Source organism: Pseudomonas sp. GW821-FHT04D07 (assembly GCF_059420225.1).
Map to the genome: position 1 here is coordinate 482,871 of NZ_JBWKTH010000001.1, position 23,183 is coordinate 506,053.

At 63.0% G+C, this 23,183-nt stretch carries 26 protein-coding genes and 1 pseudogene; 18 read left to right on the plus strand and 9 right to left on the minus strand.

Going from position 1 to position 23,183, the window contains the following annotated elements; all coding sequences use genetic code 11:
• Positions 1-79 precede the first annotated feature (79 nt).
• The 5 genes from cynR to AC07T0_RS02300 all read left to right on the plus strand — a co-directional run bounded on the left by cynR (position 80) and on the right by AC07T0_RS02300 (position 4,481).
• Positions 80-958, plus strand: a complete 879-nt coding sequence (cynR, locus tag AC07T0_RS02280) for a transcriptional regulator CynR (protein WP_494999660.1) — start codon at positions 80-82, stop codon at positions 956-958.
• Between the two features lie 221 nt (positions 959-1,179).
• Complete coding sequence (locus AC07T0_RS02285) at positions 1,180-1,857, plus strand: class I SAM-dependent methyltransferase (RefSeq protein ID WP_494999661.1); 678 nt, start codon at positions 1,180-1,182, stop codon at positions 1,855-1,857.
• 141 nt (positions 1,858-1,998) lie between these two features.
• A complete protein-coding gene (gene rnd / locus AC07T0_RS02290) occupies positions 1,999-3,132 on the plus strand; it encodes a ribonuclease D (protein WP_494999662.1) in 1,134 nt (377 codons plus the stop codon).
• On the plus strand, positions 3,129-3,422 hold the full coding sequence (locus AC07T0_RS02295; protein WP_494999663.1) for a YcgL domain-containing protein: 294 nt from the start codon (positions 3,129-3,131) through the stop codon (positions 3,420-3,422). Before rnd ends, AC07T0_RS02295 begins: the two co-directional genes overlap by 4 nt.
• A gap of 126 nt (positions 3,423-3,548) precedes the next feature.
• Complete coding sequence (locus tag AC07T0_RS02300) at positions 3,549-4,481, plus strand: D-2-hydroxyacid dehydrogenase (RefSeq protein WP_494999664.1); 933 nt, start codon at positions 3,549-3,551, stop codon at positions 4,479-4,481.
• Positions 4,482-4,629: 148 nt separating this feature from the next.
• Here the strand turns inward: AC07T0_RS02300 and AC07T0_RS02305 are convergent, their stop codons facing one another.
• On the minus strand, positions 4,630-5,223 hold the full coding sequence (locus AC07T0_RS02305) for a nitroreductase family protein (RefSeq protein WP_494999665.1): 594 nt from the start codon (positions 5,221-5,223) through the stop codon (positions 4,630-4,632).
• A gap of 154 nt (positions 5,224-5,377) precedes the next feature.
• On the opposite strand from AC07T0_RS02305, the gene AC07T0_RS02310 reads away from it, so the two are divergent.
• Positions 5,378-5,827 carry a YcgN family cysteine cluster protein gene (locus AC07T0_RS02310; protein WP_494999666.1) on the plus strand — a complete coding sequence of 150 codons (450 nt, stop codon included), beginning with the start codon at positions 5,378-5,380 and terminating at the stop codon, positions 5,825-5,827.
• Positions 5,828-5,851: 24 nt separating this feature from the next.
• Positions 5,852-7,090, plus strand: coding sequence for a hypothetical protein (locus tag AC07T0_RS02315; RefSeq protein ID WP_494999667.1), 1,239 nt, complete (start codon positions 5,852-5,854; stop codon positions 7,088-7,090).
• 131 nt (positions 7,091-7,221) lie between these two features.
• Here AC07T0_RS02315 and AC07T0_RS02320 read toward each other — a convergent pair whose 3' ends face one another.
• Positions 7,222-7,689 carry an RNA methyltransferase gene (locus tag AC07T0_RS02320; RefSeq protein WP_007926908.1) on the minus strand — a complete coding sequence of 156 codons (468 nt, stop codon included), beginning with the start codon at positions 7,687-7,689 and terminating at the stop codon, positions 7,222-7,224.
• Between the two features lie 48 nt (positions 7,690-7,737).
• Entirely contained in the window at positions 7,738-8,445 is a 708-nt protein-coding gene (locus tag AC07T0_RS02325; RefSeq protein ID WP_494999668.1) for a glutathione S-transferase family protein, read from the minus strand.
• A gap of 125 nt (positions 8,446-8,570) precedes the next feature.
• Here AC07T0_RS02325 and AC07T0_RS02330 point away from each other — a divergent pair, with 125 nt between their 5' ends.
• Positions 8,571-9,152, plus strand: coding sequence for a TetR/AcrR family transcriptional regulator (locus AC07T0_RS02330; protein ID WP_494999669.1), 582 nt, complete (start codon positions 8,571-8,573; stop codon positions 9,150-9,152).
• Between the two features lie 39 nt (positions 9,153-9,191).
• Here the strand turns inward: AC07T0_RS02330 and AC07T0_RS02335 are convergent, their stop codons facing one another.
• On the minus strand, positions 9,192-10,109 hold the full coding sequence (locus AC07T0_RS02335; RefSeq protein ID WP_494999670.1) for an HD-GYP domain-containing protein: 918 nt from the start codon (positions 10,107-10,109) through the stop codon (positions 9,192-9,194).
• A gap of 230 nt (positions 10,110-10,339) precedes the next feature.
• Between AC07T0_RS02335 and AC07T0_RS02340 the strand changes: the two are divergent.
• Positions 10,340-11,392: pseudogene (locus tag AC07T0_RS02340) on the plus strand (methyl-accepting chemotaxis protein); the annotation flags it as partial.
• Between the two features lie 141 nt (positions 11,393-11,533).
• A complete protein-coding gene (locus AC07T0_RS02345; RefSeq protein WP_494999875.1) occupies positions 11,534-12,247 on the plus strand; it encodes a methyl-accepting chemotaxis protein in 714 nt (237 codons plus the stop codon).
• A 3-nt stretch (positions 12,248-12,250) separates the two neighbouring features.
• Here AC07T0_RS02345 and AC07T0_RS02350 read toward each other — a convergent pair whose 3' ends face one another.
• Together AC07T0_RS02350 and AC07T0_RS02355 are read right to left on the minus strand one after the other, a co-directional pair.
• Positions 12,251-12,625 carry a YajD family HNH nuclease gene (locus AC07T0_RS02350; protein ID WP_017124556.1) on the minus strand — a complete coding sequence of 125 codons (375 nt, stop codon included), beginning with the start codon at positions 12,623-12,625 and terminating at the stop codon, positions 12,251-12,253.
• A 50-nt stretch (positions 12,626-12,675) separates the two neighbouring features.
• Positions 12,676-13,362, minus strand: coding sequence for a spermidine synthase (locus AC07T0_RS02355; RefSeq protein WP_494999671.1), 687 nt, complete (start codon positions 13,360-13,362; stop codon positions 12,676-12,678).
• Between the two features lie 82 nt (positions 13,363-13,444).
• Between AC07T0_RS02355 and AC07T0_RS02360 the strand changes: the two genes are divergently transcribed.
• Complete coding sequence (locus AC07T0_RS02360; protein ID WP_494999672.1) at positions 13,445-13,726, plus strand: hypothetical protein; 282 nt, start codon at positions 13,445-13,447, stop codon at positions 13,724-13,726.
• Here the strand turns inward: AC07T0_RS02360 and AC07T0_RS02365 are convergent.
• Positions 13,723-14,196, minus strand: a complete 474-nt coding sequence (locus AC07T0_RS02365; RefSeq protein ID WP_494999673.1) for a cyclic nucleotide-binding domain-containing protein — start codon at positions 14,194-14,196, stop codon at positions 13,723-13,725. The two genes, AC07T0_RS02360 and AC07T0_RS02365, sit on opposite strands and share 4 nt — an antisense overlap.
• A gap of 91 nt (positions 14,197-14,287) precedes the next feature.
• Positions 14,288-16,339, minus strand: coding sequence for a S9 family peptidase (locus AC07T0_RS02370; RefSeq protein ID WP_494999674.1), 2,052 nt, complete (start codon positions 16,337-16,339; stop codon positions 14,288-14,290).
• A 20-nt stretch (positions 16,340-16,359) separates the two neighbouring features.
• Here AC07T0_RS02370 and AC07T0_RS02375 point away from each other — a divergent pair, with 20 nt between their 5' ends.
• Genes AC07T0_RS02375 through AC07T0_RS02385 form a run of 3 tightly spaced genes read left to right on the plus strand, consistent with a single transcriptional unit; the run spans position 16,360 to position 18,286 of the window.
• Positions 16,360-16,932, plus strand: coding sequence for an MFS transporter (locus tag AC07T0_RS02375; RefSeq protein WP_494999876.1), 573 nt, complete (start codon positions 16,360-16,362; stop codon positions 16,930-16,932).
• Positions 16,933-16,964: 32 nt separating this feature from the next.
• The gene (locus AC07T0_RS02380; RefSeq protein WP_494999675.1) at positions 16,965-17,741 is read left to right on the plus strand and encodes a class II glutamine amidotransferase; all 777 of its coding nucleotides are present in this window, start codon (positions 16,965-16,967) and stop codon (positions 17,739-17,741) included.
• A gap of 11 nt (positions 17,742-17,752) precedes the next feature.
• Positions 17,753-18,286: a DUF2937 family protein gene (locus AC07T0_RS02385; protein ID WP_494999676.1), complete on the plus strand. Its 534-nt coding sequence runs from the start codon at positions 17,753-17,755 to the stop codon at positions 18,284-18,286.
• Here the strand turns inward: AC07T0_RS02385 and AC07T0_RS02390 are convergent.
• A complete protein-coding gene (locus tag AC07T0_RS02390) occupies positions 18,280-19,212 on the minus strand; it encodes a LysR family transcriptional regulator (RefSeq protein WP_494999677.1) in 933 nt (310 codons plus the stop codon). The two genes, AC07T0_RS02385 and AC07T0_RS02390, sit on opposite strands and share 7 nt — an antisense overlap.
• Before the next feature lie 157 nt (positions 19,213-19,369).
• Between AC07T0_RS02390 and AC07T0_RS02395 the strand changes: the two genes are divergently transcribed.
• From AC07T0_RS02395 to AC07T0_RS02410, 4 genes are all read left to right on the plus strand, one after another.
• Positions 19,370-20,656 carry an MFS transporter gene (locus AC07T0_RS02395; protein WP_494999678.1) on the plus strand — a complete coding sequence of 429 codons (1,287 nt, stop codon included), beginning with the start codon at positions 19,370-19,372 and terminating at the stop codon, positions 20,654-20,656.
• A 63-nt stretch (positions 20,657-20,719) separates the two neighbouring features.
• On the plus strand, positions 20,720-21,472 hold the full coding sequence (locus AC07T0_RS02400; protein ID WP_494999679.1) for a 5-oxoprolinase subunit PxpA: 753 nt from the start codon (positions 20,720-20,722) through the stop codon (positions 21,470-21,472).
• A complete protein-coding gene (locus tag AC07T0_RS02405) occupies positions 21,469-22,173 on the plus strand; it encodes a 5-oxoprolinase subunit B family protein (RefSeq protein WP_494999680.1) in 705 nt (234 codons plus the stop codon). Before AC07T0_RS02400 ends, AC07T0_RS02405 begins: the two co-directional genes overlap by 4 nt.
• The gene (locus AC07T0_RS02410) at positions 22,170-23,087 is read left to right on the plus strand and encodes a 5-oxoprolinase subunit C family protein (protein ID WP_494999681.1); all 918 of its coding nucleotides are present in this window, start codon (positions 22,170-22,172) and stop codon (positions 23,085-23,087) included. Before AC07T0_RS02405 ends, AC07T0_RS02410 begins: the two co-directional genes overlap by 4 nt.
• Positions 23,088-23,183 lie beyond the last annotated feature (96 nt).

The following is a 23,183-nucleotide window of genomic DNA, read 5'->3' on the forward strand; positions in this document are numbered from 1 at the left end:
AGGATGGAAGTTTTCAGGCATAGCGTCCAAGACCGGCTTATTATGAAAGCCATAAGTCCTGCCTATAGTTGAGTGCCCGATGCTGCTGCGTCATATCCGTTATCTGCTGGCCGTCGCCGAACAGCGCAATTTCACCCGGGCCGCCGAGGCCTTGCATGTCTCGCAGCCGACGCTGTCCCAGCAGATCAGGCAACTGGAAGAGCGCCTGGGGGCGACGCTGTTCGATCGTTCGGGACGCAGCATCCGCCTGACCGATGCTGGCGAGGCTTATGTGCGGTTTGCCCGCTTGGCCCTGCAGGACCTGGAAGCGGGCAAGCGGGCGATGCACGATGTGCGGGACCTGAGTCGCGGTGGCCTGCGTCTGGCCATGACACCGACCTTTACCGCCTATCTCATCGCGCCGTTGTTGCATCGCTTCAACAGCCTCTATCCGGGCATCACCCTGAGTGTTCAGGAAATGACCCAGGATCGCCTGGAGGCCGCCTTGGCCGAGGACCTGCTGGATATCGGCATTGCCTTTACCGGGATGCACCTGGTGGATATCCAGAGTGAGGTGCTGTTCAGTGAAACCTTGAGCCTGATGGTGGGGGCGAGCCATTCGCAGGCGGCTGACAAGGTTCTCACTGGCCATGATCTGGAGCGGCAGTCGCTGGTCCTGCTCAGCCAGGATTTCGCCACCCGCCAACACATCGACCTCTACTGCCGCCAGCACGGTATCGTGCCGCGTATCGCTGTCGAGGCCAATTCCATCAGTGCGATTGTCGAGCTGGTCCGCCGTGGTCAGTTGGCGACAATCCTGCCCGCGGCCATTGCCCGCGAGCAGCCGGGGCTGGTCGCGCTGGAGCTGACACCGGCGCTACCGCAGCGCACGGTGGCCCTGCTCAGTCGCAAGGGCGCCTGGCGCAGCGCCGCCTGCGAGGCGTTCGCGGCGCTGGTGGGAGAGTGGCGGAGTGTTTAGCCCGTGCGTATGCACGCTTCTTCAAAACTGAATGCAATCGCCTGAACGCCCGGTAACCTGTTGAACAACTTGGGCGGGAATTTTTCACAAAATATTGATGTGCGCCTGACTAAGGTTTGAAACGTTGCCGAGTGGAGCTTTTGGGCTCCCTGCAATCCCTCAAACCGATTCCGTGTGTTCGATCCACCCGACACAGGTTCCCCGTCGAGAGTTCGCGAGTCATGCCTGCGCAACCACCTTCAACCGTTGAGCTTGAACTTGCCCGTCAGCGCGCGCGCGAGCGTGCCCGGGCTCGGCTGGAGCAGGCTCCCGACAGCCTGGTCCGGCGCCTGGGGTTGGCGCGAGAAAAGCAGTGGGTGCGCCAGGCGCTGAAGCTGGCCGGCGAGCCCGGCCTGGTCCTTGACCTGCCCTGCGGTGTCGGGCGTTTCTGGCCGGTACTGGCCGAGCGCGGTAACCGGGTGATCCTCGCAGCCGATCCCTCGCAAGAGATACTGGATCAATGCGCGCTCCATCATCCTGCCGATCTGTTCCAGCGGGTCAGGACCTTTCAGAGCTCGGTGTTTGCCATTGGCTTGCCGGAGAATGCGGTGGACTGCATTTTTTGCATGCCATTGTTCCAGCACCTTGGCGACCGCGAGCACCGGCTGGCGATCCTGCGTGAATTCCATCGGGTCAGCCGCGACACGCTGATCCTCTCGTTATGGATGGACGGCAAAGTCATGGCCTGGCATCGGCGGCGCCAGGCTCAGGCACGCGGCCAGGACTCGCAGCGCATGCTGTTCGGCAAGGCACTGGTCGAAGGCGAGTTTCGCGAGGCCGGTTTCGACATCGTCGGTCACCGCGATTTCTTTCCGGGTTACGCCATGCGACGCCTCTATGTGCTGCGCAAGAACAGCTGATCCTGGCCTGAGCACTTCAAGACCTTGAGTGGGACTATTCTTGTTGCTTAGTCAGTTCTTTCGCTATGGCACTTGCAGAGTGAGTGCTCGCAAAGCCCGGTGGCGAGATATACTGCGTGCCATTCTTCAAGGGAGAGCCGTGTGGCCATCGATATTCACTGGATTCGCGACAACGATAGCCTCGGTCGGCATTGCGCCCAATGGCAACAGCTACCCTTTGTTGCCCTCGACACCGAATTCATGCGGGTCGACACTTTTTATCCGATTGCCGGCCTGATTCAGATCGGTGACGGCGAACGCGCCTACCTGATCGATCCCCTGACCATCGACCAGTGGCAGCCTCTGGCGGCATTGCTCGAAGATTCCGCGGTGGTCAAGGTCGTGCACGCCTGCAGTGAAGACCTCGAAGTGCTGTTGCGCCTGACCGGCAGCCTGCCGGTGCCGCTGTTCGACACCCAGCTCGCCGCCGCGTACCTGAACCTGGGTTTCTCCATGGGCTATTCGCGCCTGGTGCAGGAAGTTCTCGGTATCGAGCTGCCCAAGGGCGAGACCCGTTCGGACTGGTTGCAGCGCCCCCTGTCGGAAACCCAGGTCAGCTACGCCGCCGAAGATGCCGTGCATCTGGCCGAGGTCTACACCCGCGTGCGTCCGAAGCTGTCGGACGACAAGTACGCCTGGGTCCTGGAAGACGGCGCGGAACTGGTGGCCAATCTGCGTCGCGAGGTCGACCCCTACGAGGTTTACCGCGAGGCGAAGCTGGCCTGGAAGCTGTCCCGCGCGCAATTGGTGGTGCTGCGCGAGCTGTGCGCCTGGCGTGAGCGCGAAGCCCGCGCCCGCGATCTGCCACGCAACCGGATCGTCCGTGAACACTCCTTGTGGCCGTTGGCCAAGAGCCAGCCGGACAACCTGGTGGCACTGGCCCGCATCGAGGATATGCACCCGCGTACCGTGCGCCAGGACGGCGAGTTCCTGCTGGAGCTGATCAAGCGGGCCGGCAGTGCGTCGATGGACCAATGGCCGCCGGCGGTGCCCGAGCCGTTGCCGATCGAAGCCTCGGCACTGGTCAAGCGCCTGCGTGCCCTCGGCCAGGCCGAAGCCGAGCGCCTGGACGTCGCGCCGGAGTTGATGTTGCGCAAGAAAACCCTGGAAGCGCTGATCAAGAGTGGCTTCCCCGCTGGACCTTACCAATTGCCCGATTCGCTGCGTGGCTGGCGCCGCGAGTTGATGGGCCAGGCGTTGCTCGACAGCCTGGCGACTGCCGGAGAACAGCCTTGAAACGTATTTGCTCCATCTACAGAAGCCCGCGCCGGAACGAAATGTACCTCTACGTGCTCAAGAGCGATGCCCTTGAGCGTGTTCCGGAGAATCTGCTGCTGGCCTTCGGTAAACCGCACCATGCCTTCGACCTGGTCCTGACACCTGAGCGCACGCTGTCGCGCGAAGATATCCACCAGGTGCTGGAGAACCTCGAGAAGCAGGGCTATCACCTGCAGATGCCGCCGGCCGAAGACGAATACATCGAACATTTGCCCGAAGAACTGTTGCGGCGCAATGATCCGATGTAATGGCTACCCCTGAGTGCTCTGACCGGAGTGCTCGATTCAAATGGACTGTATTTTCTGGCAGTGGCCGATGACGATGGAGCGAACTCCGTCGGCGGCTGCCTGCACTGTTTTTGAAAGGTTTGAACCATGCGCGTTCTGATTGCCGAACACGACCACGCTGTCTATGCCCGCCTACTGGGCCAGGTGGTCCCTGAACTTGAAGTCATGACCAGTGGCGATTCGGCCACGCTGTCGAGCATGGCCGCCGACTGTCCGGTCTGGCTGGGGCAGCCGGATCTACTGGCGACCCTGCTGCGTCAGGGGCACCGACCCCAGTGGCTGCAATCGACCTGGGCCGGTGTTACGCCGCTGCTGGCCGAGGGCTTGCCCCGTGACTATCGCCTGACCCGGGCGGTGGGGATTTTTGGCCAGGTGATGGCTGAGTATGTGCTGACCTATATGCTGGGGCATGAGCGCGAGGTCCTGGCCCGGTTGGTCAGCCAGGTCGAGCGCAAGTGGGATAACCGTGCGGGCCAGAGCCTGGCGGGGCGCAAGGTGTTGATTGTCGGTGCCGGAGATATCGGCCAGAGCGTTGCGCAGTTCCTGCAACCCTTTGGTGTCGAGTTGTATGGCATTGCCAGCACTGCGCGGGAGCAGGCGCCGTTTATCGAGGTGGCGGCGCTCGAAGCGCTGGGTGAGTGGGTCGGCAAGGTGGATTATGTGATCAACCTGTTGCCGAACACGGCCAATACCCATGACTTGTATGACGCGGCGCTGTTCAAGCGCTTCAAACCTACTGGCCTGTTTATCAACGTCGGGCGCGGTGTGGCGGTGGTCGATGCGGACCTGGTGGAAGCCTTGAAGGAAGGGCATCTGGCGGGGGCGGTGATCGATGTCTGCCGGCAGGAGCCGTTGCCACAGCGTCATCCATTCTGGACGGCCTGGGGGCTGTTGTTGACCGGCCACAGTTCGGCACCGACGTCGCCAGCGATGATGGTGCAGCTGTTTGTCGAGAACCTGCGGGCCTATCAGGCCGGGGAAGCGTTGCGCGGGGAAGTGGATTTCGAACGCGGCTATTGAGTCGGGCGAGATCGTTGTGGGAGCGGAGCTTGCCCGCGAATGGGACACTGCGGTTTGTCAGGAAAACCGCGGCGCGCCCTTCGCGGGCAAGCTCCGCTCCCACAGTAGGGGCTGTTCATTTTCTTTGTGACAGTGAACAGCCTCTGGGTTACAGGCTGAAATCACCCTCGGCCACCAGCGCGCTCAGCGGCTGGCGTGGGCTCGGGGTTTCACGGGCCTGCAGGTAATCCGGCAGGCTGGCCTTGTCGCCCAGCTTGCCGATGGCCACTGCCGCATGCAGTGCATAACCTTCTGGAATCTTCAGCTCGCGGCGGGTCAGTTCCTGATCGAAGCCGGCCATGCCGTGGCTGTGCCAGCCGCTGTTGCTGGCTTGCAGCGCCAGGTGGCCCCAGGCCGAGCCGGTGTCAAAGGTGTGCCACAAAGCCGGGGTTTCTTCGCTGGCACCGGGAGCGGTGAAGCTGGTTTTCGAAATCACGATCACCAGGGCCGAGGCGTGCTGCGCCCAACCACGGTTGAATTCGTTCAGCAAGCCAAGGAAGCGTTCCCAGTTCGGCGTATCACGACGGGCATAGAGAAAGCGCCAGGGTTGCGAGTTATAGGCCGAAGGTGCCCAGCGGGCCGCTTCGAAAAAGCTCAACAGGGTTTGTTCCGGGATGCTCTCGCCGGTAAAGGCGCGCGGCGACCAGCGCTGGGTGAACTGGGGATCGATCGGGTGATCGGCGATGCGTGGGTTGCTGCTCATGGCGCGGTCCTGACTGGGGAAATTAGCGAGAAAGCTACTGCGCCGCAGGCGGTCTGACAAGTCTTGTTCAACCGACAGTCGCCGACGCTTGGCCGCAACGGCGCGGGGCACTAGACTGGCGGCCTTTTCACTCCCCGATGCAGATGTCTGAACCATGGCCGCGAAAGTCGAACCCTTCTGGATACGCAAGACCCTCGAGCAACTCGATCAGGAGGAGTGGGAGTCGCTGTGCGACGGTTGTGGCCTGTGCTGTCTGCAAAAGCTCGAGGACGAAGACGACAACAGCGTGTATTACACACGCATTGCCTGCAAACTCCTGGACCTGAAAACCTGCCAGTGCACCGACTACGCCAAGCGTCGCGACACGGTGCCGGACTGCATCCAGCTCACCCCGGGCCAGGCCGACCAGTTCAAATGGTTGCCGCCGACCTGCGGCTATCGCCTGGTCAGCGAAGGCAAGGACCTGCCGCTTTGGCATCATCTGGTTTGCGGTGACCGCGATGCGGTGCACCACGAGCGGATTTCCCAGTCCGGGCGCATGCTCGCCGAAGGCAGCGTGCCGGAAGAGGACTGGGAAGATCATCTGATTTTCCGCGCCGGCTGATTTCCGCAAATCCCAAGGAGCTCCATGTCGTTACGTTGCAGGCTGCCGGTGTTCCTGTTGCTGATGTTGTTCAGCGGCCTGGGTTGGGCCGGAAAGAAGGTCGACCTGGACTATCAGGTGCGCCTGTTGCCCCAGAGCGAGCAGGCCGAGGTGCGTCTGACCCTGGCCCAGGGTTCGGCGGTGCGCAGCCTGGATTTCGATCTCGGCAGCCAGGGTTATTACAGTGACTTCATGGCCGACGGGCAATGGCAGCTGAGCCCCGGCTCGACGCCGGACAGCCGCCGCGGTGTCTGGCGCCCGGCGCCGGGCAAGGCCAGCCTGAGCTATCGGGTCAGCCTCAACCATCCTCGCGGCAACGGCACGTTCGAGACCCGCATGACGCCGACCTGGGCGCTGTTGCGTGGCGAGGACCTGGTGCCGCCGGCCCATCTGGATCAGCAGGATGGCACTGACCTGGTCTCGCGCCTGGCATTCGAATTACCCACCGGTTGGAAAAGTGTCGAGACGGCCTGGCCGCGCATCGGCAAGCAGCGCTTTCGTATCGACAACGTCTCACGCCTGTTCGACCGGCCTGTGGGATGGATACTGGCCGGCGACCTGGGCAGCCGGCGGACCCGCTTGGGTGAAACCTATGTCACGGTCACGGCGCCTCGGGGCGAGGGTATGCGGCGCATGGATGTGCTGACGCTGCTGACGTTCGTCTGGCCCAAGCTGCAGGAAGTGTTTCCGCGTAATCCCGGCAAATTGCTGGTGGTCGGTGCCGCTGAGTCGATGGCCCATGGCAGCCGGGCGGCACGGGATTCGATCTACCTGCACAGTACCGCCCCACTGATCGGCGAGTCCGGGGAAAGTGCCCTGGTGCGCGAGCTGGTTCACGTGTTCGGGCGGATCAATGACCGCCAGCGCAGTGACTGGATTGGCGAAGGCCTGGCGCAGTACTACGCGATCGAATTGCTGCGGCGCGCCGGCGGCATGAGCGAGGAGCGCTACCAGGCGTTGCAGGTGCACTTGACCCGGGTCAGTGGCAAGGTCAGCACATTGCGAGGTGAGCAGGTGGATAGGGCGACGGTGGCACGGGCGGTGTTGCTGTTGCAGGCGCTGGACCGCGAGATTCGCCAGCAGACCCATGGCAAGCGTTCCCTGGACGATGTCAGCCGGGCGGCGATGCGCCTGGATACCGTCAGCACCGAGGAATTTATCCAGCTATGCGAGAGCGTGATGGCTGAGCCGTCGAAGGTGCTGGCGAGCAATCTGCTGAAGTAAGGGGCGTCTGTCAGGCCGCCATCGCCAGCAAGCTGGCTCCCACAGTATTTCGCCGTACTCCAATCTATCGTACGGCATCACACCTGTGGGAGCCGGCTTGCTGGCGATGCGATCTTGCCGGCGCTGCAAGACTAGAATTTTGGACCGGAACGGGTGTTATTACCCTTGGCCAGGCGATCGTAGAGCACCACGTTGACCGTTGCCGCCAGGTTCATGCAGCCGGTGGTCGGGATATACACCACGTCCTCGCACCAGTCGCGGATGTCCTTGTCCAGCGAGCCATCTTCCGGACCGAAGATATACAGCGCTCGATCCGGGTGAGTGTATTCGGGCAACGAGCGCGCACCCTCCACCAGTTCGACGGCCACCGGCACGCAGCCCAGGGGCAGGATTTTCTTCAGGTCGTCGATGCCGATCAGCGGAATGTCCTGGTGGACTTTTTTGGTGTCGGTGACGAAGTCCCGCGCCCGCTCGTAGCGCTTGCCGGTGTAGAACACCGAGGCCACGCCGTAGCAGCCAGCCGCACGCATCACCGAGCCGACGTTCTCCGGTGACTTGGGGTTATACAAACCAATGCAGCTGTACCTTTTGTTTGCCACGAGCCGGGTGCCTTCCAGGAAAAAGACGCGATTATACCGGCATCTCCGTCAGCTCGTGGTGTCGGGATAGTTCGAAGGGAACAGCGCGCGGCGGGTTTGCTCGTCGTTGACCTGCTTGAAGGCGTGGCTCTTGCCCACTTGACGGGCGCGGACCACGGCCGGACGCGCGTCGATGCGCTGGAACCAGGCCGACAGGTGGGGGTAGGCGGCCAATGGCGATTCTTCGCCTTTCATTACACGCGCAGCCCGGTCGATCCAGCCCCAGGCCGAGATATCGGCAATCGTATAGCTGTCGCCGACGATATAGCTGCGCCCGGCCAGATGCCGGTCCAGTACCCGGTAGTGCCGCTCGGCTTCACGGCGATAGCGGTTGATTGCGTAGGGAAGGCTTTCCGGGGCCGAATGCTGGAAGTGCACCGCCTGACCGGAAAATGGCCCCAGGCCCGTGCCGATAAACATCAGCCACGACAACAGTTCGCCCCGATCGCCGGGCTCGCCGCCGAGCAGCCCGGTCTTTTCACTCAGGTACAGCAGGATCGCGTTCGAGTCGAACACTCGGACTTCGCGACCGTCCGCGCCCTCGGTATCGAGGATCGCCGGAACCTTGCCGTTGGGATTGATCGCCAGGAACTCCGGGCTGTGCTGTTCGCCCTTGCTGGTATCGACCGGAACCAGTTCATAGGGCAGCGCCGCTTCTTCAAGAAACAGGGCGACTTTGGCCGGATTGGGCGTCGGGTGGAAAAAGAAACGGATCATGTCGAAAGGTCCTGGCTGATGTTTTGGATCGAGTGTTATAAAATAGGCCAAGCCCGGTGGCGTGGCAATTCTCGTTTGTTTCAAGGAGTATCGCCGCCACTTCAATTTGAAACCCAGTGTGAGTTATGGCGCGACCCAGAGAATTTGACGAGGCCAGTGCAGTAGAGGCGGCGATCCGCTGCTTCTGGGCGCGCGGCTACGAGGCCACTTCCGTTCGGGATCTGGCGCTGGCCATGGGGATCACCGGGGCCAGCCTGTACAACGCTTTCGGTGGCAAGCGCGCACTCTTCGGCCTGGCCCTCGATCACTACATCAAGCGCGGCTTCTGCGAACGCTCCACGCGCCTGGAGCAGCAGTTGCCCCCCCGCGAAGCCATCCTGACGTTCTTCAACGAGATCATCGAACTGTCGCTGGGCGACCCTGAGCACAAGGGCTGCTTTATCGTCAACGCGGCCCTTGAGATGGCGCCCCACGATCCGGAGTTCAAGGCGGTATTGGCCACGGTCCAAGAGGGGATGGAGGGGTTTTTCCGGCGCTGTATCAGTGCCGGCCAGGTCCAGGGCAGTATCGATGCCTCGCAGTCGGCGGACGATCTGGCGCGCCTGTGCCTGGGGGTGTTGATGGGGCTGCGGGTGCTGGCCCGTTCAAGGCCTGAACGGGAATTGTTGGAAGGGCTGGTACGACCCGTCTTTGGGTTGTTGAAATAGTCTGTCCTGACTAGGGACGTCGCTGGATGGCTGTATGTATTAGCTGGCTCGCACCTGCAGGACCTGGGCGAATTGGCGCTGCACCAGGCGCTCGATCAACTCGACATCGGCCTCGGGGCTGAGGTCTTTTGCGCTGCCGGCGGCGCCGGTGGCTTGCAGTTCCAGCGGGCTGTCCGGCGCCTTCTGCTGCAGCAGATAGTCGGCGCCGCAATTGCCGCAGAACACATGATCGCCCGCGCGGTGCGCGCGCTTGAGTACCACCGTCGGCCCGCACATACCGCAATGCCGCAAGGGAATGCCCTGGTCGGTATGGCCGATGATCGGGCTCAAGACCCCCGACTCCCCCAGTTGGATAAACAAGGCGCCGAAGTGCGCGTCGAACTGGGTTCCCAGGTTCTTGCCGATGATCTGCAGTGCCTGCGCCTGTGGCATGCCCGCACGATAAGGGCGGGTGCTGGTCATGGCATCAAAGGCATCGCAAATGCCGACGATGCTCGCCAGGTGCGAAATCTCACCGGCCTTGAGCCCCAGGGGATAACCCCGACCATCGGGCATCTCGTGGTGCAGGCGCACGGCGTCCTCCACCAGCGCGGCCAGCGGGTGGGCATGCAGCAACCGAAAACCGATGTCGGGGTGGGTCTTGATCACGGCGTACTCCTCGTCGCTCAAGGGCCCGGCCTTGCGCAGCACCGCGTCGGGAATGCCGACCTTGCCCAGGTCATGGATAAAGCCGCCCAGGGCAATCCGTGCCACTTCCTCCACCGCGAAGCCGGCCTTCTGCGCCAGCAACTCGCAGAACTGCGCCACCCGCCACAGATGCCCGCCGGTGTAGGGATCCCGTGCCTCTACCACCCAGGCCATCACCAGCAGGCTCGACAGCAGTTCCTGCTCCGGGCGCGAAACCTGTGCCGGTTGACGGGCGCCCAGCAGGTTTTGAATCAATTGGTTCAGCTTCATCAATGGCGTTCTCGGTACAGGAAGAAGGAGGGGGCGCACACACTGGCACTTTGCCTTGTTGAGAAGGTATAGGGCTTTAAATTACAGCTGTTGGAAAAAATCTTGACCTTGTGTTTTAGATCGATCGATTTAGAATGCCAGTCATCTCAACGTGCCTCAAGGCTTTTGGCGCATTGCCTCGGCCGGCTGACGGCCTCACAGGAGAGTTCGTTATGGTCGCCGACTGGTTGATGGGCGCTTCGGTACGTCGCAAGTTGACGCTGGGGTTTGGCATCGTGCTGCTGCTCACGGCGCTGTTGAGCGGCATCGCCTGGTACAGCATCGGGCAACTGACGATGCGCAGCGAAGCGCTGGTGGACAGTGTCTCGCTGGACACGCAGATCGCCGCCGTGCGCTTGCAGGAAAACGAATTCGATCGCACCGGGCAAAGCGCGGCGGTCGACGCCTATGCCGGGCAGATGCAGGCGTTGTATGCCGGTGTCGACAAGCTGCAGATGAGTCTGGACACCGACGCACAGACGACCCTCGTGCGTATCCGCGAGGTGGCCCGGGCTTATCAACAGAGTTTTGCCGAGTTTGTCGCGGCCCGGCGCCAGGCCCGGGATGCGGAAAAGGCCATGGTGCCGGTGATGGAGAATATCGCCGAGCAGCTGACGCGGTTGCGTACTCAACTCTTCCAGCAAATGCGCAGCGATCCGGCGGTCAGCATTGATCAGGCACAGTCGGTCGCAGAGCTGCAATGGCTGATGGCGCAATTGCGCGATCAGGTGCGTTTGTATATCGCCGATCCCCAGCCCGAGGCGCAGTTGCGCGTTTCGCAGATGGCCGACCGGATTCGCGTGCAGGGCAACGACTTGTACGGGCAACTGCCGGGTGACGCCTTGCAGACGCCGTTGCTCGGAGCGTTGCAGGCGGCGGTGACCTACCAGGATCGGGTCGTGGACTTTCGCGACAGCGTGCTCAAGAGCCAGCAGGCGAAGCAGGCAATGCTGGCGCAGGCGGGGGACTTGCAGCAACTGAGTGCGGCGGTCTACCAACTGCAACTGCAAGGGCGTGGTCATGATGTGCGGATGGCCCGTGGCGAGTTGTTGCTGGCGGGAGGGCTGGCGCTGTTGTTGGGCTTGCTGTCGGCCTGGGCCATGACCCGGCAGATCGTTCCGCCGCTCAAGCGGACCTTGACCCTGGCCCGGCAGATCGCTTCGGGCGACCTGACCGGTAACCTGGAAAGCCATCGGCGTGACGAACTGGGGCAGATGATGACCGCCATGCGGGAAATGGCCGGGCATCTGCGTCAACTGATCGGCAGCATCGGCGATGGCACGCGTCAACTGACCCTGGCGGCCGAAGGTTTGTCGACGGTCACGGCCCACAGCAGTGCGGGAGTCTCGCAACAGCGCCAGCAGACCGAAGAGGTCGCCGGCGCCATGGCCGAGATGGTCGACAGCGCCCAGCATATCGCCCGTAATGCCCAGCAGGCCTCGGAGGCGGCACAGGCGGCCGAGCAGCGCAGTGTCGAGGGCAACCGCGTGGTGACCCAGGCGATCGAGCACTTTGAAGCCCTGGTACTCAATGTCGATCGCTCCGCCCTGGCGATGGAGCGTCTGCGTGAAGATGGCGAACGGATCGGCGGGGTGTTCGGGGTGATTCGCGAGGTGGCGGAACAGACCAATCTACTGGCCCTTAACGCGGCCATCGAAGCGGCGCGTGCCGGCGAAGCAGGGCGCGGCTTTGCGGTGGTGGCCGATGAAGTGCGCGCGCTGGCCCAGCGCACCCAGCGCTCCACCGAGGAAATCGAGGGGCTGATCGCGGCCCTGCATGGCGGCACCGAGCAGGCCACGGCGATCATGCGCCAGAGCCAGGACATGAGCCTGTCCAGTGTGGCCCTGGCACGCGAGGCCGGCGGTGTGCTCAGCGAAATTCGTCAGTCGGCGTCGTTGATCCAGTCGATGAATTCGCAGATTGCCACGGCGGCCGACCAGCAAACCCGCGCTTGCGAACAGATCAGCGGCAATCTGGCGCGCGTGCGCGATATTGCCGACGAGTCGGCGCAGTCGAGTGCGCGCACAGCATCGGCGAGTCTGGAGCTATCGCGCCTGGGCGGCGATCTGAACGTGCTGGTCCAGCGATTCACGGTGTAGCCGTTACTCGTCTTTTTTCATCAACCCAGCCAGCGCCGCGAACGGGTTGTGGGTGGCCTTGGCGATCTTCGGGCTGCTCAGGGAACTGTCACCGAAGTATTGCTGGTCGGTGTAGCGCGAGTGCTCGTTGTCATGGCAGAACAGGCACAGCAGTTCCCAGTTGGAACCGTCCTGTGGGTTGTTGTCATGGTTGTGGTCGCGGTGATGCACGGTGAGCTCGCTCAGGCGCTTGCCAGAAAACTCCCGGGCGCAGCGACCGCAGACGTGCGGGTACATTTTCAGCGCCTTGTCACGATAGCCCATCTCTTTATCGCGTTTCGCGTCGGCCAGGATACGGTCCAGCTTGGCGGTATGGGAGGGAGGGTTGGCCGAACTCATGGGGTCACCTTGTCGAATGGGTTATTGACGGTTATGTGGCAAAGTCTAGCTCAGTTCTTGAGCTTCTCGGCGATCCAGATGGTGTGGCGCGTGCCCTTGTTGCCGTGGGCGTAGACCTGGACTTCCTCGGCCTTGAAGCCGGCCTTGCGCAGCTTGTCGGAGAAATGGCTGTCGGCACTGGCCGACCACACCGCCAGCACGCCCTTGGGCCGCAGAGCCTTGGCGCAGGCGCTCAGGCCGCCGGTCGAGTAGAGCCAGCTGTTGGCTTTCTGGGTCAGGCCTTCGGGGCCGTTGTCGACATCGAGCATGATCGCATCGAAGCCGTTGGGCTCGGCTTGCAGGACCTTGGCCACGTCTTCCAGGCGAATCAGCGTGCGCGGGTCATCCAGTGGTCGGCCGGCTTTTTCCCCCAGCGCGCCGCGGTTCCATTCGACGACGCCGGGTACCAGTTCGGCGACCACCACCTCGGCGGTCTTGCCCAGGTGCTTGAGGGCCGCGGCCAGGGTGAAGCCCATCCCGAGGCCACCGATCAGCACCCGCGATTGCGGCCGCCCGGCGACTTTGCGGCAGGGGATTTCCGCCAGGGCATCCTCGGAGCCGTGCATGCGGGTGTTCATCAACTGCCCGCCGTCACCGCCCTGGATCTTGATCACGAAGTCTTCGCCATACTCGAACAGGCACAGGGCACCGCCGTTTTCGGGAATCGGAGTGGTGTCCAGCAGAACGAAACGTTTCATGGAAATCTCATTGGGAGGGGCAAAATAGCCGCGTTGCGAGTAGCCTGATGGCAGACAGAGAAGTCTGGCAACGGAGCCATTGATGAAACGCGCTATTGTAGCGGTCATTGCCTTGACCGCGCTCACCATTACCACGGTACGGGCCGAGGATCTCTCGCCGGTACCGCTCACGCCGAAACCGGGAGCGCCGAGCACGGCCACCCCCACGCCGTCCCCGCAGATCACCCCGCGCACGCCGCCCAAGCCTGGCGAGCCGCTGCCGAGCATCGAATTGCCGCAGCCACCCAAGGACCAGACCCTGCCGGGCCCGGAGCAGAACGACAAGACCGACAAAGCCGATAAGGCGAAGGAAACCTCCAGCTAGATCTGTTGCGAGAGCAGTTGGCCGTCCGCCATGCGCAGTCGCTTGGACAGCGCAATGGCGATGGCGCGAATGATCTTGGCGGCGATCTTTGGCGCATCGTTGAGCATCTTTTCCAGGGAATCCTTGCCCAGGTTCAGCAACTGGCAATCGCTGGCGGCCACGCAACTGGCCGAGCGCCGCTCGCCATCGAGCACCGCCATCTCGCCGAAGGCCCGGCCGGCGCGCAAGGTGGCGATCACCACCGCTTGACCCTCGGAGTTGCTCTTCTGCACGTTCACGCTGCCGTGATGAATGATGCACATGAAGGTCCCGGCATCCCCCTCGTTGAAGATGGCTGCGCCTTTGGCAACGCTGCTGATGCTGAAGTAGCCGGCAGCGGCGAGGAAATCCGCTGGCAGCAAGCTGGCGAACAAACCACAGTCCATCAGCATGTCGCGGATTTCGTTATTCAGTAAGGTCGGTTCTGACATGGCTCACGGTCTTTCCTTGTTGCCTGTTGTTCTGTGCGGACATTGAAGCCCGGCGGCCCAGAGTTAAGACAAGGGCGCCGGGCAGAGTTCCTCAGACCAGGTCGAGAACCTTGAACACGAAGGCGTATTCGAGGGCTACGTCACGTAATCCCTGGTAACGACCGCTCATGCCGCCATGGCCGGCACCCAGTTCGGTCTTGAGCAAGAGTAGATGCTCGTCGGTTTTCGTGGCGCGCAGTTTTGCCACCCACTTGGCCGCCTCCCAGTACTGCACGCGACTGTCGTTGTAGCCGGCGATCACCAGGGTCGCCGGGTAGGCCTGGGCGCGGACGTTTTCATACGGTGCGTAGGCCTTGATCCGCGCGTACACCTCGGGCTCCTCGGGGTTGCCCCATTCGTCGTATTCGGTGACGGTCAGCGGCAGGTCGGGGTCGAGCATGGTGTTCAGCACGTCGACGAACGGCACTTCGGCGATGGCGACCTGGAACAGTTCCGGGCGCTGGTTGAGCACGGCACCGATCAATAGGCCGCCGGCACTGCCGCCGCTGATAGCCAGTTGCTTGGACGTGGTCAGACCCTCGGCGATCAGGTGCTCGGCGCAGGCGATAAAGTCGTCGAAGCTGTTCTGCTTGTGCGCCTGCTTGCCGGCGCGGTACCAGGCTTCGCCCAGTTCGCCGCCGCCACGCACATGGGCGATGGCGAAGGCCATGCCGCGCTCCAGCAGGCTCAGGCGGGCGTGGGAGAACCACGGATCGAGGCTTTCGCCGTAGGCGCCGTAGCCGTAGAGATAGAGCGGCGTGGCCTGGCCCTGCAGTTCGCGCTTGACCACCAGGCTGATGGGCACTCGCGTGCCGTCCGCGGCCGTGGCCCAGAGCCGCTGGCTGACGTAGGCATCGGGGTCGAAGTCGCCCAGCACCGGGGTTTGCTTGAGCACGCTCTGCTCACCGCTGGCCAGAGTCAACTGGCGGATCTGGGCCGGACGATTGAGTGCTTCGTAGCGCAGACGGATGGTCTGGCTGGTGAACTCCAGGCTGTCCTGCACGTAGAGGCTGTAGGCGGCATCCGGCAGTTGCACGCGATAGCTCGGCAGGCCCTGGGGGCGCACTTCGATGATCGGCAGGCCACCTTCACGCAGGCTCAGGCACAGGGCCGAGGCGTTCAGGGTCAGGCCTTCGAGCATCACCTGATCGTCGTGGGGCACCAGCAATTGCCAGTCGCCGCGACTCGGTACGCCGTGGTCCGGGACGTGAAACAGGGCGAAGTTGATGCCGTCCTGGTTGCTGCGGATAAACCAGCTCCACTGCGCCTGGTACTGGCCGTGGTCGACGAAGTACTCGTGGCCTTCGACCCGTGGCGCCAGGCAGGTAAAGGCCTGGGCCGGGGTATCGGCATCCAGGGCCCAGGCTTCGCTGGTGGTCTTGCTGTTGAGCAGTACCACCAATTGGCGTTCGGAACTGCTGCGGTAGCAGTGCAGGAAGAAACGTCCGTCGGCTTCGTGCAGGACTTCCTCGGCGGCGTTGTCGCCGAGGCGATGGCGGTACAGCTTGTGGGGGCGATGGGTGTCGTCCAGTTCGGCGAAAAACAGCGTCTGGCTGTCGTTGGCCCAGGTCATGCTGCCGTCGCAGTCGTCGAACGGCAGCTCGCTGACCGCGCCACTGTCGAGCTCCTTGATGTACAGGCGATAGACCTCTTCGCCGCTGGTGTCGAGGCTGTAGGCCAGGCGCTGGTGATCCGGGCTGATGCTGAAGGCCCCGAGGGAGAAGAAGCCGCCGTCGGCCAGCACGTTGGGGTCGAGCAACAGGGCTTCGGCGCTTTCGTCCACCGTCAGGCTGTCGTCGGCCGGACGCGGGCAGCGGTAGTGCCGCGGGTATTCGTCGCCGGCGGTGGTGCGGGTGTAATACAGGAACGGTCCCCAGGGCGAGGGCAGGGACAGGTCGGTTTCGAGAATCCGTGCCTTGATCTCCTCGAACAGGCTTTCGCGCAGCTTGCCTTGCCCGGCCAGTTGCGCCTCCTGGTAGCTGTTTTCGGCCTTGAGGTAGTCGAGCACGGCATCGCTGTCGCGCTCCTGCAACCAGGCGTAAGGGTCCGCGCCCGCGTCGTGGCGGGCAATCGGGGCGCTGTTGACGCGGTTATCGAGGGGCATGGGCAACTCTCTGTGGGCGGATCGCTGACGGCGGGGCAGCCGGACCGGCGAAAAGCCGTTATCATAAGCATCTATTTGCCAGCCTTGCCATGGACACCATGACCGAGAACGACTATCTGATCGCCTGGGGCTGCTACGCCTTCGCCGCCTTGGGCTGCTTGTTGGTGTGGTTTCGCCTGACCCGCTGGATCTGGCGCTGGCTGCGCGAGCCGCTGCGCGTGGTGATGGCGGTGCTGCTGTTCAGCCCGACCATTATCGACCCGGTGAAGGGAAAATTCGCCCCGGCGGTGGCCATTACGGCCCTGGACCTGATGTTCAAGGTCGGCAACAACGCCTGGCGCGCGGTTTCCGATCTGTTCATGTACCTGATGATCGCCGTGGGCGTCTATCTGCTCTTCGCGTTGATCCGCTGGCCCATCGAACGCTCCATCAAGGCCCGTCGTCCGCAGTCCGTAGCGGCCGGCACCGCCCCGGCGGCCGAGCCCGAGGAGGAGGACGATCAACCGTTCACCGCGGCCGAGCGCAACGAGCGTTATGGCCGTCAGCCGCCGACCGGTGGCAATGGCCGTTCACGGGTCGAGCCGCGTCTGTAACCGCGTCCCTGCATTGAAGCGAGAGTCCGAGCATGTGTGAATTGTTGGGCATGAGCGCCAATGTACCGACCGATATCGTTTTCAGCTTTACCGGCCTGATGCAGCGTGGGGGGCGTACCGGCCCCCATCGTGACGGCTGGGGCATCGCGTTCTACGAAGGCCGTGGTTTGCGCCTGTTCCAGGACCCGGCGGCGAGCTGCGAGTCCGAGGTCGCGCAGCTGGTGCAGCGTTACCCGATCAAGAGCGAAGTGGTGATCGGGCATATCCGTCAGGCCAATGTCGGCAAGGTCTGCTTGTCCAATACCCATCCCTTTGTCCGTGAGCTGTGGGGGCGCAACTGGTGTTTCGCGCATAACGGCCAGTTGGCGGATTTCCGGCCGCCGACCGGCTTTTACCGTCCGGTGGGCGATACCGACAGCGAAGCGGCGTTCTGCGACCTGCTCAACCGCGTGCGCCAGGCCTTTCCCGAACCGGTGGACATCGAGGCGTTGCTGCCGTCCCTGGTCCAGGCCTGTGCCGAGTACCGGGGCAAGGGCGTGTTCAACGGCCTGCTCAGCGATGGCGACTGGCTGTTCTGCTATTGCTCGACCAAGTTGGCGCAGATCACCCGACGCGCGCCGTTCGGCCCGGCACGCTTGAAGGATGTCGATGTGATCGTCGACTTCCAGGCCGAAACCACGCCCAATGACGTGGTGACGGTGATCGCCACCGAGCCTTTGACTGAAAACGAAACCTGGACCCGCTACGAACCGGGCCAATGGAGCCTGTGGCGGCGCGGCGAATGCGTCAGCCAGGGCCAGACCGAATAAGGAAGTCCGTTATGTGGTTGAGTTACCTGCGGCTGATTCTGTTTACCCTGGGTCTGTTGATCGGCGTCCAGGTGCCGGGCTTTATCAACGACTACGCCAAGCGGGTCGAAGCGCACCTGATTGAGGCGCAGGCCGGCCTGCAGGGCTTCCAGAAAACCGCCGAGCAGTTCTTCAACGGCGACCTGCAGGCGCTGGTGGCGCATTACCGCGCCAGTGACGATCCGGTGTTCCGCAGCGATGCCGACAGCCTCGGCACCTTGCTCAACCGCCAGCGTCTGCTGGATGACCAGTTTCAGGCGATGCAAGGCCCCTGGTACAAGCGGGCGTTGCAGGTGGCGTATGCGGCCGATCCGGCGATCCGTCAGGAAACCTTGCAGGGCTACACCTACCAGGTCCTGCTGTCGCCCGAGGCGATCGGCTGGGCGATGGGCGCGGCGCTGCTGTTCTCGTTCGTGATCGAAGGCTTCTTCCGCCTGGTGGACTGGGTGGTGCTGGGTGGCAAGCGCCAGCGCGAACGCCTGGCCCGGCGCGAACGGGGTTATTGACCGGGGAGGGTGGGCTTGCTCAGGACCACATACTCCTCGCCCAGCTTGTCCGCATAGCTGCGCAATACCTCCTGGCACAGTGCGACAATCTCCTCCACCAGCTCCACGCCGACCCGCCAGGACACCACCACTTCCAGGTTCGGCGGGCGTACGTCGAGGGCCAGCAAGGTCAACTCGCCGCGCATCAACTCTTCCCTGACCAACACCGACGGCAGGGCGCCGATACCGAAGCCGTCGCGCAGTAGCCGGGTAATCGCCGACACCGAGTTGACGCAGTTCAGCCGCGGCGTCGGGACGCCATGGACTTGCATCAGGCCGAGAATTTCCTGGTGCGGCCGCGAGTTTTTCGAGAAGGTCACGATGCGCTCCCGGGCAATCTCGGCCAGGCTTGCGTATTCACGGTTATAGATCGAGTTGCTGGCCACCACCCAGCCCATCGGGTGGCTGATCAGCTTCAGGCTGCGAATCGATTCCTGGCGCAGCAGGTCGGTTTGCAGCACCAGATCGAGAAAGCCTTTTTGCAGCTGATCGCAGAGGTTCAGCGCGGTATCCGCCACCAGCTCGATTTCCACCAGCGGAAAACGGTCCGACATCTGCGCCACCAGCGGGCTGAGCCAAGTATGGATGACCGTGTCCATCACACCGATGCGCAGGCGCCCGACCTTGGTCGAACTGATTTCGATGGCATGCTTGAGGGCCTGCATGGTGTCCATCATCTGCTCGGCATAGTCGAGCACCTTGAGTCCTTCGGGGGTCAGGCTGACGCCGCGCGAATCGCGCAGGAACAACTTCACCCCGAGCTCGCCTTCAAGCACCGCGATACGACTGGAAATGGACGCCTGAGTGGTGAAGAGCTTGTCCGCCGTCAGGCGAAAACTTTTCAATCGTGCTACCCAGACGAAGGTTTCGAGAAATTTGAGGTTCATGCAATCAACTTTTTCTTATGCCAGGGCAGGACTTTAATTAGTTGGACGCAGAGGGCACGGTCAACCAAAAATGGCCTTCGACCGGTCAGGCACGCTAAGCCTAAGCCCCGCTGGTCGCCAGAACAATACCAATAAGCTTTATGCGGAGATTTCCCCCATGACTACGCCCGGCTCGCTGGATGTCACCCACGCCGAGGGCCCACCCGGGCCGTTTACCTGGTATCGCAACCTCGATCAGCAGGAGCGTCGTACGTTCTGGAGTTGCAAGATCGGTTATGGCCTGGATGGCATGGACACCCAGATGCTCAGTTTCGTCATTCCGACGCTGATCGCTCTCTGGGGCCTCACCACCGGTCAGGCCGGGCTGATTTCCACCAGCACCCTGATTGCCTCGGCCCTTGGCGGCTGGATTGCCGGGATTCTCTCCGACCGCATCGGCCGGGTACGGACCCTGCAACTGACGGTGCTCTGGTTCGCCGTGTTCACCTTCCTCTGCGGCTTCGCCCAGAACTACCACCAATTGCTGGTGGCCCGGACCTTGATGGGCTTCGGTTTCGGTGGCGAGTGGACCGCCGGCGCGGTGTTGATGGGCGAGGTGATCCGCGCCAAGGACCGCGGCAAGGCGGTCGGCATGGTGCAGTCCGGGTGGGCCCTGGGCTGGGGGCTGACGGCGATCCTCTATGCATTGCTGTTTTCGCTGTTGCCGCCGGAAGACGCCTGGCGCGCGCTGTTCGTGTTGGGCATCGTGCCCGCGATCTTTGTGATTTTCGTTCGCCGCCTGGTCAAGGACCCCGAGGTCTATCGCCAGGCCAAGAGCCAGGAAGCGCCGAGCAACCCGGCGCACTTCTACGAGATTTTTGCCCCGGGCATGCTCAGCACCACTTTGCGGGCCTCCTTGCTGACCACGGGTGCGCTGGGCGGTTACTACGCGATCACCGCCTGGTTGCCGACCTATCTGAAGACCGAGCGCGGCTTGAGCGTGCTCGGCACTGGCGGTTACCTGGCGATGGTTATCGCGGGTTCCTACATCGGTTATGTGATCAGCGCCTACCTGACCGATCTGCTGGGGCGCAAGAAGAACTTCATTCTGTTCGCCGTCGGCTCTTTCATCATTGTGCTGTTGTACACCCAGCTGCAGGTCAGCAACGAGGTCATGCTCTGGCTGGGCTTGCCCCTGGGCTTTTTCGCCTCGGGGATTTTCAGCGGCATGGGCGCGTTTCTCACCGAGCTGTTTCCCACGCGCATTCGTGGTTCCGGCCAGGGTTTCTGCTACAACATCGGCCGGGCCCTGGCGGCGTTTTTTCCGCTGCTGATCGGCCTGCTCAGCCAGAAAGTTTCCCTGAGCCTGGGGATTGGCGCTTTTGCCGCTGTGTCCTACGGCGTGGTGATCCTCGCGGCCCTGAGCCTGCCGGAAACCCGTGGCAAGGCACTCGAAGCGCAGTAATCTGTGGGTACTTGCGACAAGTCCCACATTAAGAAAAGTTAAAAGCCCACAGGAGCAACCACCGTGAGCCGCTTGTTATTGAATTGCGATATCGGCGAAAGCTATGGCAACTGGACCATGGGTCTGGATGCGCAGGTCATGCCGTTTATCGATTGCGCCAATGTGGCCTGCGGTTATCACGCGGGCGATCCGAGCATCATGCGCAAGACGGTGACCTTGGCCCTGGCCAACGACGTGCGTATCGGGGCCCATCCGGCCTATCCCGATCTGGTGGGTTTCGGTCGCCGCTCCATGGCCTGCACCCCCCAGGAAATCCAGGACCTGCTGCATTACCAGATCGGCGCGCTGGACGGTATCTGCCGGGCGCAAGGTGCCCGGGTGAGTTACGTCAAGCCGCACGGCGCAATGTACAACGACATGATGGCCAACCCCGAGCAACTGCGGGCGGTGATCCAGGCGCTTGCCGCCTATGACCGGGAACTGCCGTTGATGCTGCTGGCCATGCGCGACAACAGCGCGGCCCAGGCCCTGGGTGATGAGTACGGCGTTGAGCTGTGGTTCGAAGCGTTTGCCGACCGCGCCTACGACAGCGCGGGGCGCCTGGTGTCGCGCCAGTTGCCCGGTGCCGTGCATCACGAGCCTGCGCTGATCGTCGAACAGGCACTGACCATTGCCCGTGGTGACAACCTTATCGCCAGTGATGGCAGCGCGCTGCGCCTGCAGGCCAATACCCTGTGCGTGCACGGCGACAACGCCAGTTCGGTGGCTGCGGTGCAGCGTATCCGCGAGGCCCTGGACCGGCAGTCCGCCGTATGAAGCCACGGATCGAAGTGGTCGGGATCGACTGTCTGATGGTGCGGCTGTTCGAGGTGATCGCCGAGGAAAACATGCCCTGGATGCTTGCCGCCGGCGAGCGTTTGCGGGCTGGGTTTGCCGGGCACCTGATCGACCTGGTGCCGTCCTATACCACCTTGATGGTGCATTACGACCTGCTGGCGTTGAGTCCTTCCCAGGCCCGGGAGCTGATTGCCGAGGCCTTGACCGACCTGGCGCCGAGCAGCGGTGCTGGCGGCCAATGTCATGTGTTGCCGGTGTGGTACGACCCGAGTGTCGGTCCGGAGTTGGGCTTGTTGGCCGAGCGCGGCGGTTGGTCGGTCAGCGAGGTGATCCGCTGTCACAGCGAGCGCGAGTACCAGGTGTTTGCCCTGGGCTTCGCCCCGGGGTTCGCCTTTATGGGATTGGTCGACGAACGGCTGGCCGCACCACGTATCAGTACCCCGCGCAAGCGGGTGGCGGCGGGGAGCGTGGGGATTGCCGAGCGCCAGACCGCGGCTTACCCGGTGGTTTCCCCGGGGGGGTGGAACCTGATCGGACGGACACCGAGCAAGTTGTTCGACCGTGAGCGCGACGGCTATAGCTTGATGCAGCCGGGCGATACGGTGCGTTTTGCCCCGATCGACCACGCTGAATTCATTACGTTGGGCGGCGATGACACGCCGCTGGAGGGCTTGGCATGAGCCATCTGTCGATCGAGGCGAGTACGCCTCTGTGCCTGTTGCAGGATGCTGGGCGGTTCGGCGTGCGTCATCTGGGCGTGACTCAGGGCGGCGCGCTGGATTGGGTATCGATGTTCTGGGCCAACCATTTGCTGGGTAATGCGCCGGATGCTGTCGTGGTGGAGGTGACTCTCGGCGGGTTGACGCTGATGGCTGAAGAGGATTGCTGCCTGGCTCTGACCGGCGCCGATCTGGGGGCGCGGGTGGATGGTCAGGCGCTGGCGCCCTGGTGCAGTTTTGTCTTGAGGAAGGGCCAGCGCCTGCAATTGACGCAGCCGCTGTCGGGGGCGCGGGCTTATCTGGCGGCGCCGGGCGGTTTTATCGCGCCTAAAGTCCTTGGCAGTGCCGCCTGTGTGGTCCGCGAGGAGCTCGGTGGACTGGATGGTATGGGACGGCCTTTGGCCAAGGGTGGGCGGCTGGAATATCGCGGGGAGGCGTCGACGCCCAGAGGTTTGTCAGGTGCGCAGGTGCCGGATTTCAGCACCAGTGCGCCGTTGCAGGTGGTGCTTGGGGCGCAGATCGGTGAGTTCAGCGGACAAAGCCTGTTCGATGCGTTCAACAGTGTCTGGACCCTGGACAGCCGTGCGGATCGCATGGGGATTCGGCTGTTGGGGCCGGCGTTGAAGTACCAGGGTGAGCCGATGATTTCCGAGGGCATTCCCCTGGGGGCGATCCAGGTACCGCCGGACGGCCAGCCGATCGTGTTGCTCAACGACCGGCAGACCATTGGCGGTTATCCACGCCTGGGGGCACTGACGCCATTGTCGCTGGCCCGCTTGGCGCAATGCCTGCCGGGGACCCCGGTCAGGCTGGCGCCGGTAGCGCAGGAGGCGGCGCATCGGCAGCAGGTCGAGTTCATGCGCAGGTTCGCCTGACACCGCTCCCCCTGTAGGAGCGAGCTTGCTCGCGATTGTCGTTAACGATGACGCGGGCACCTGATACCCCGCGGTACCTGGGCTATCATCGCGAGC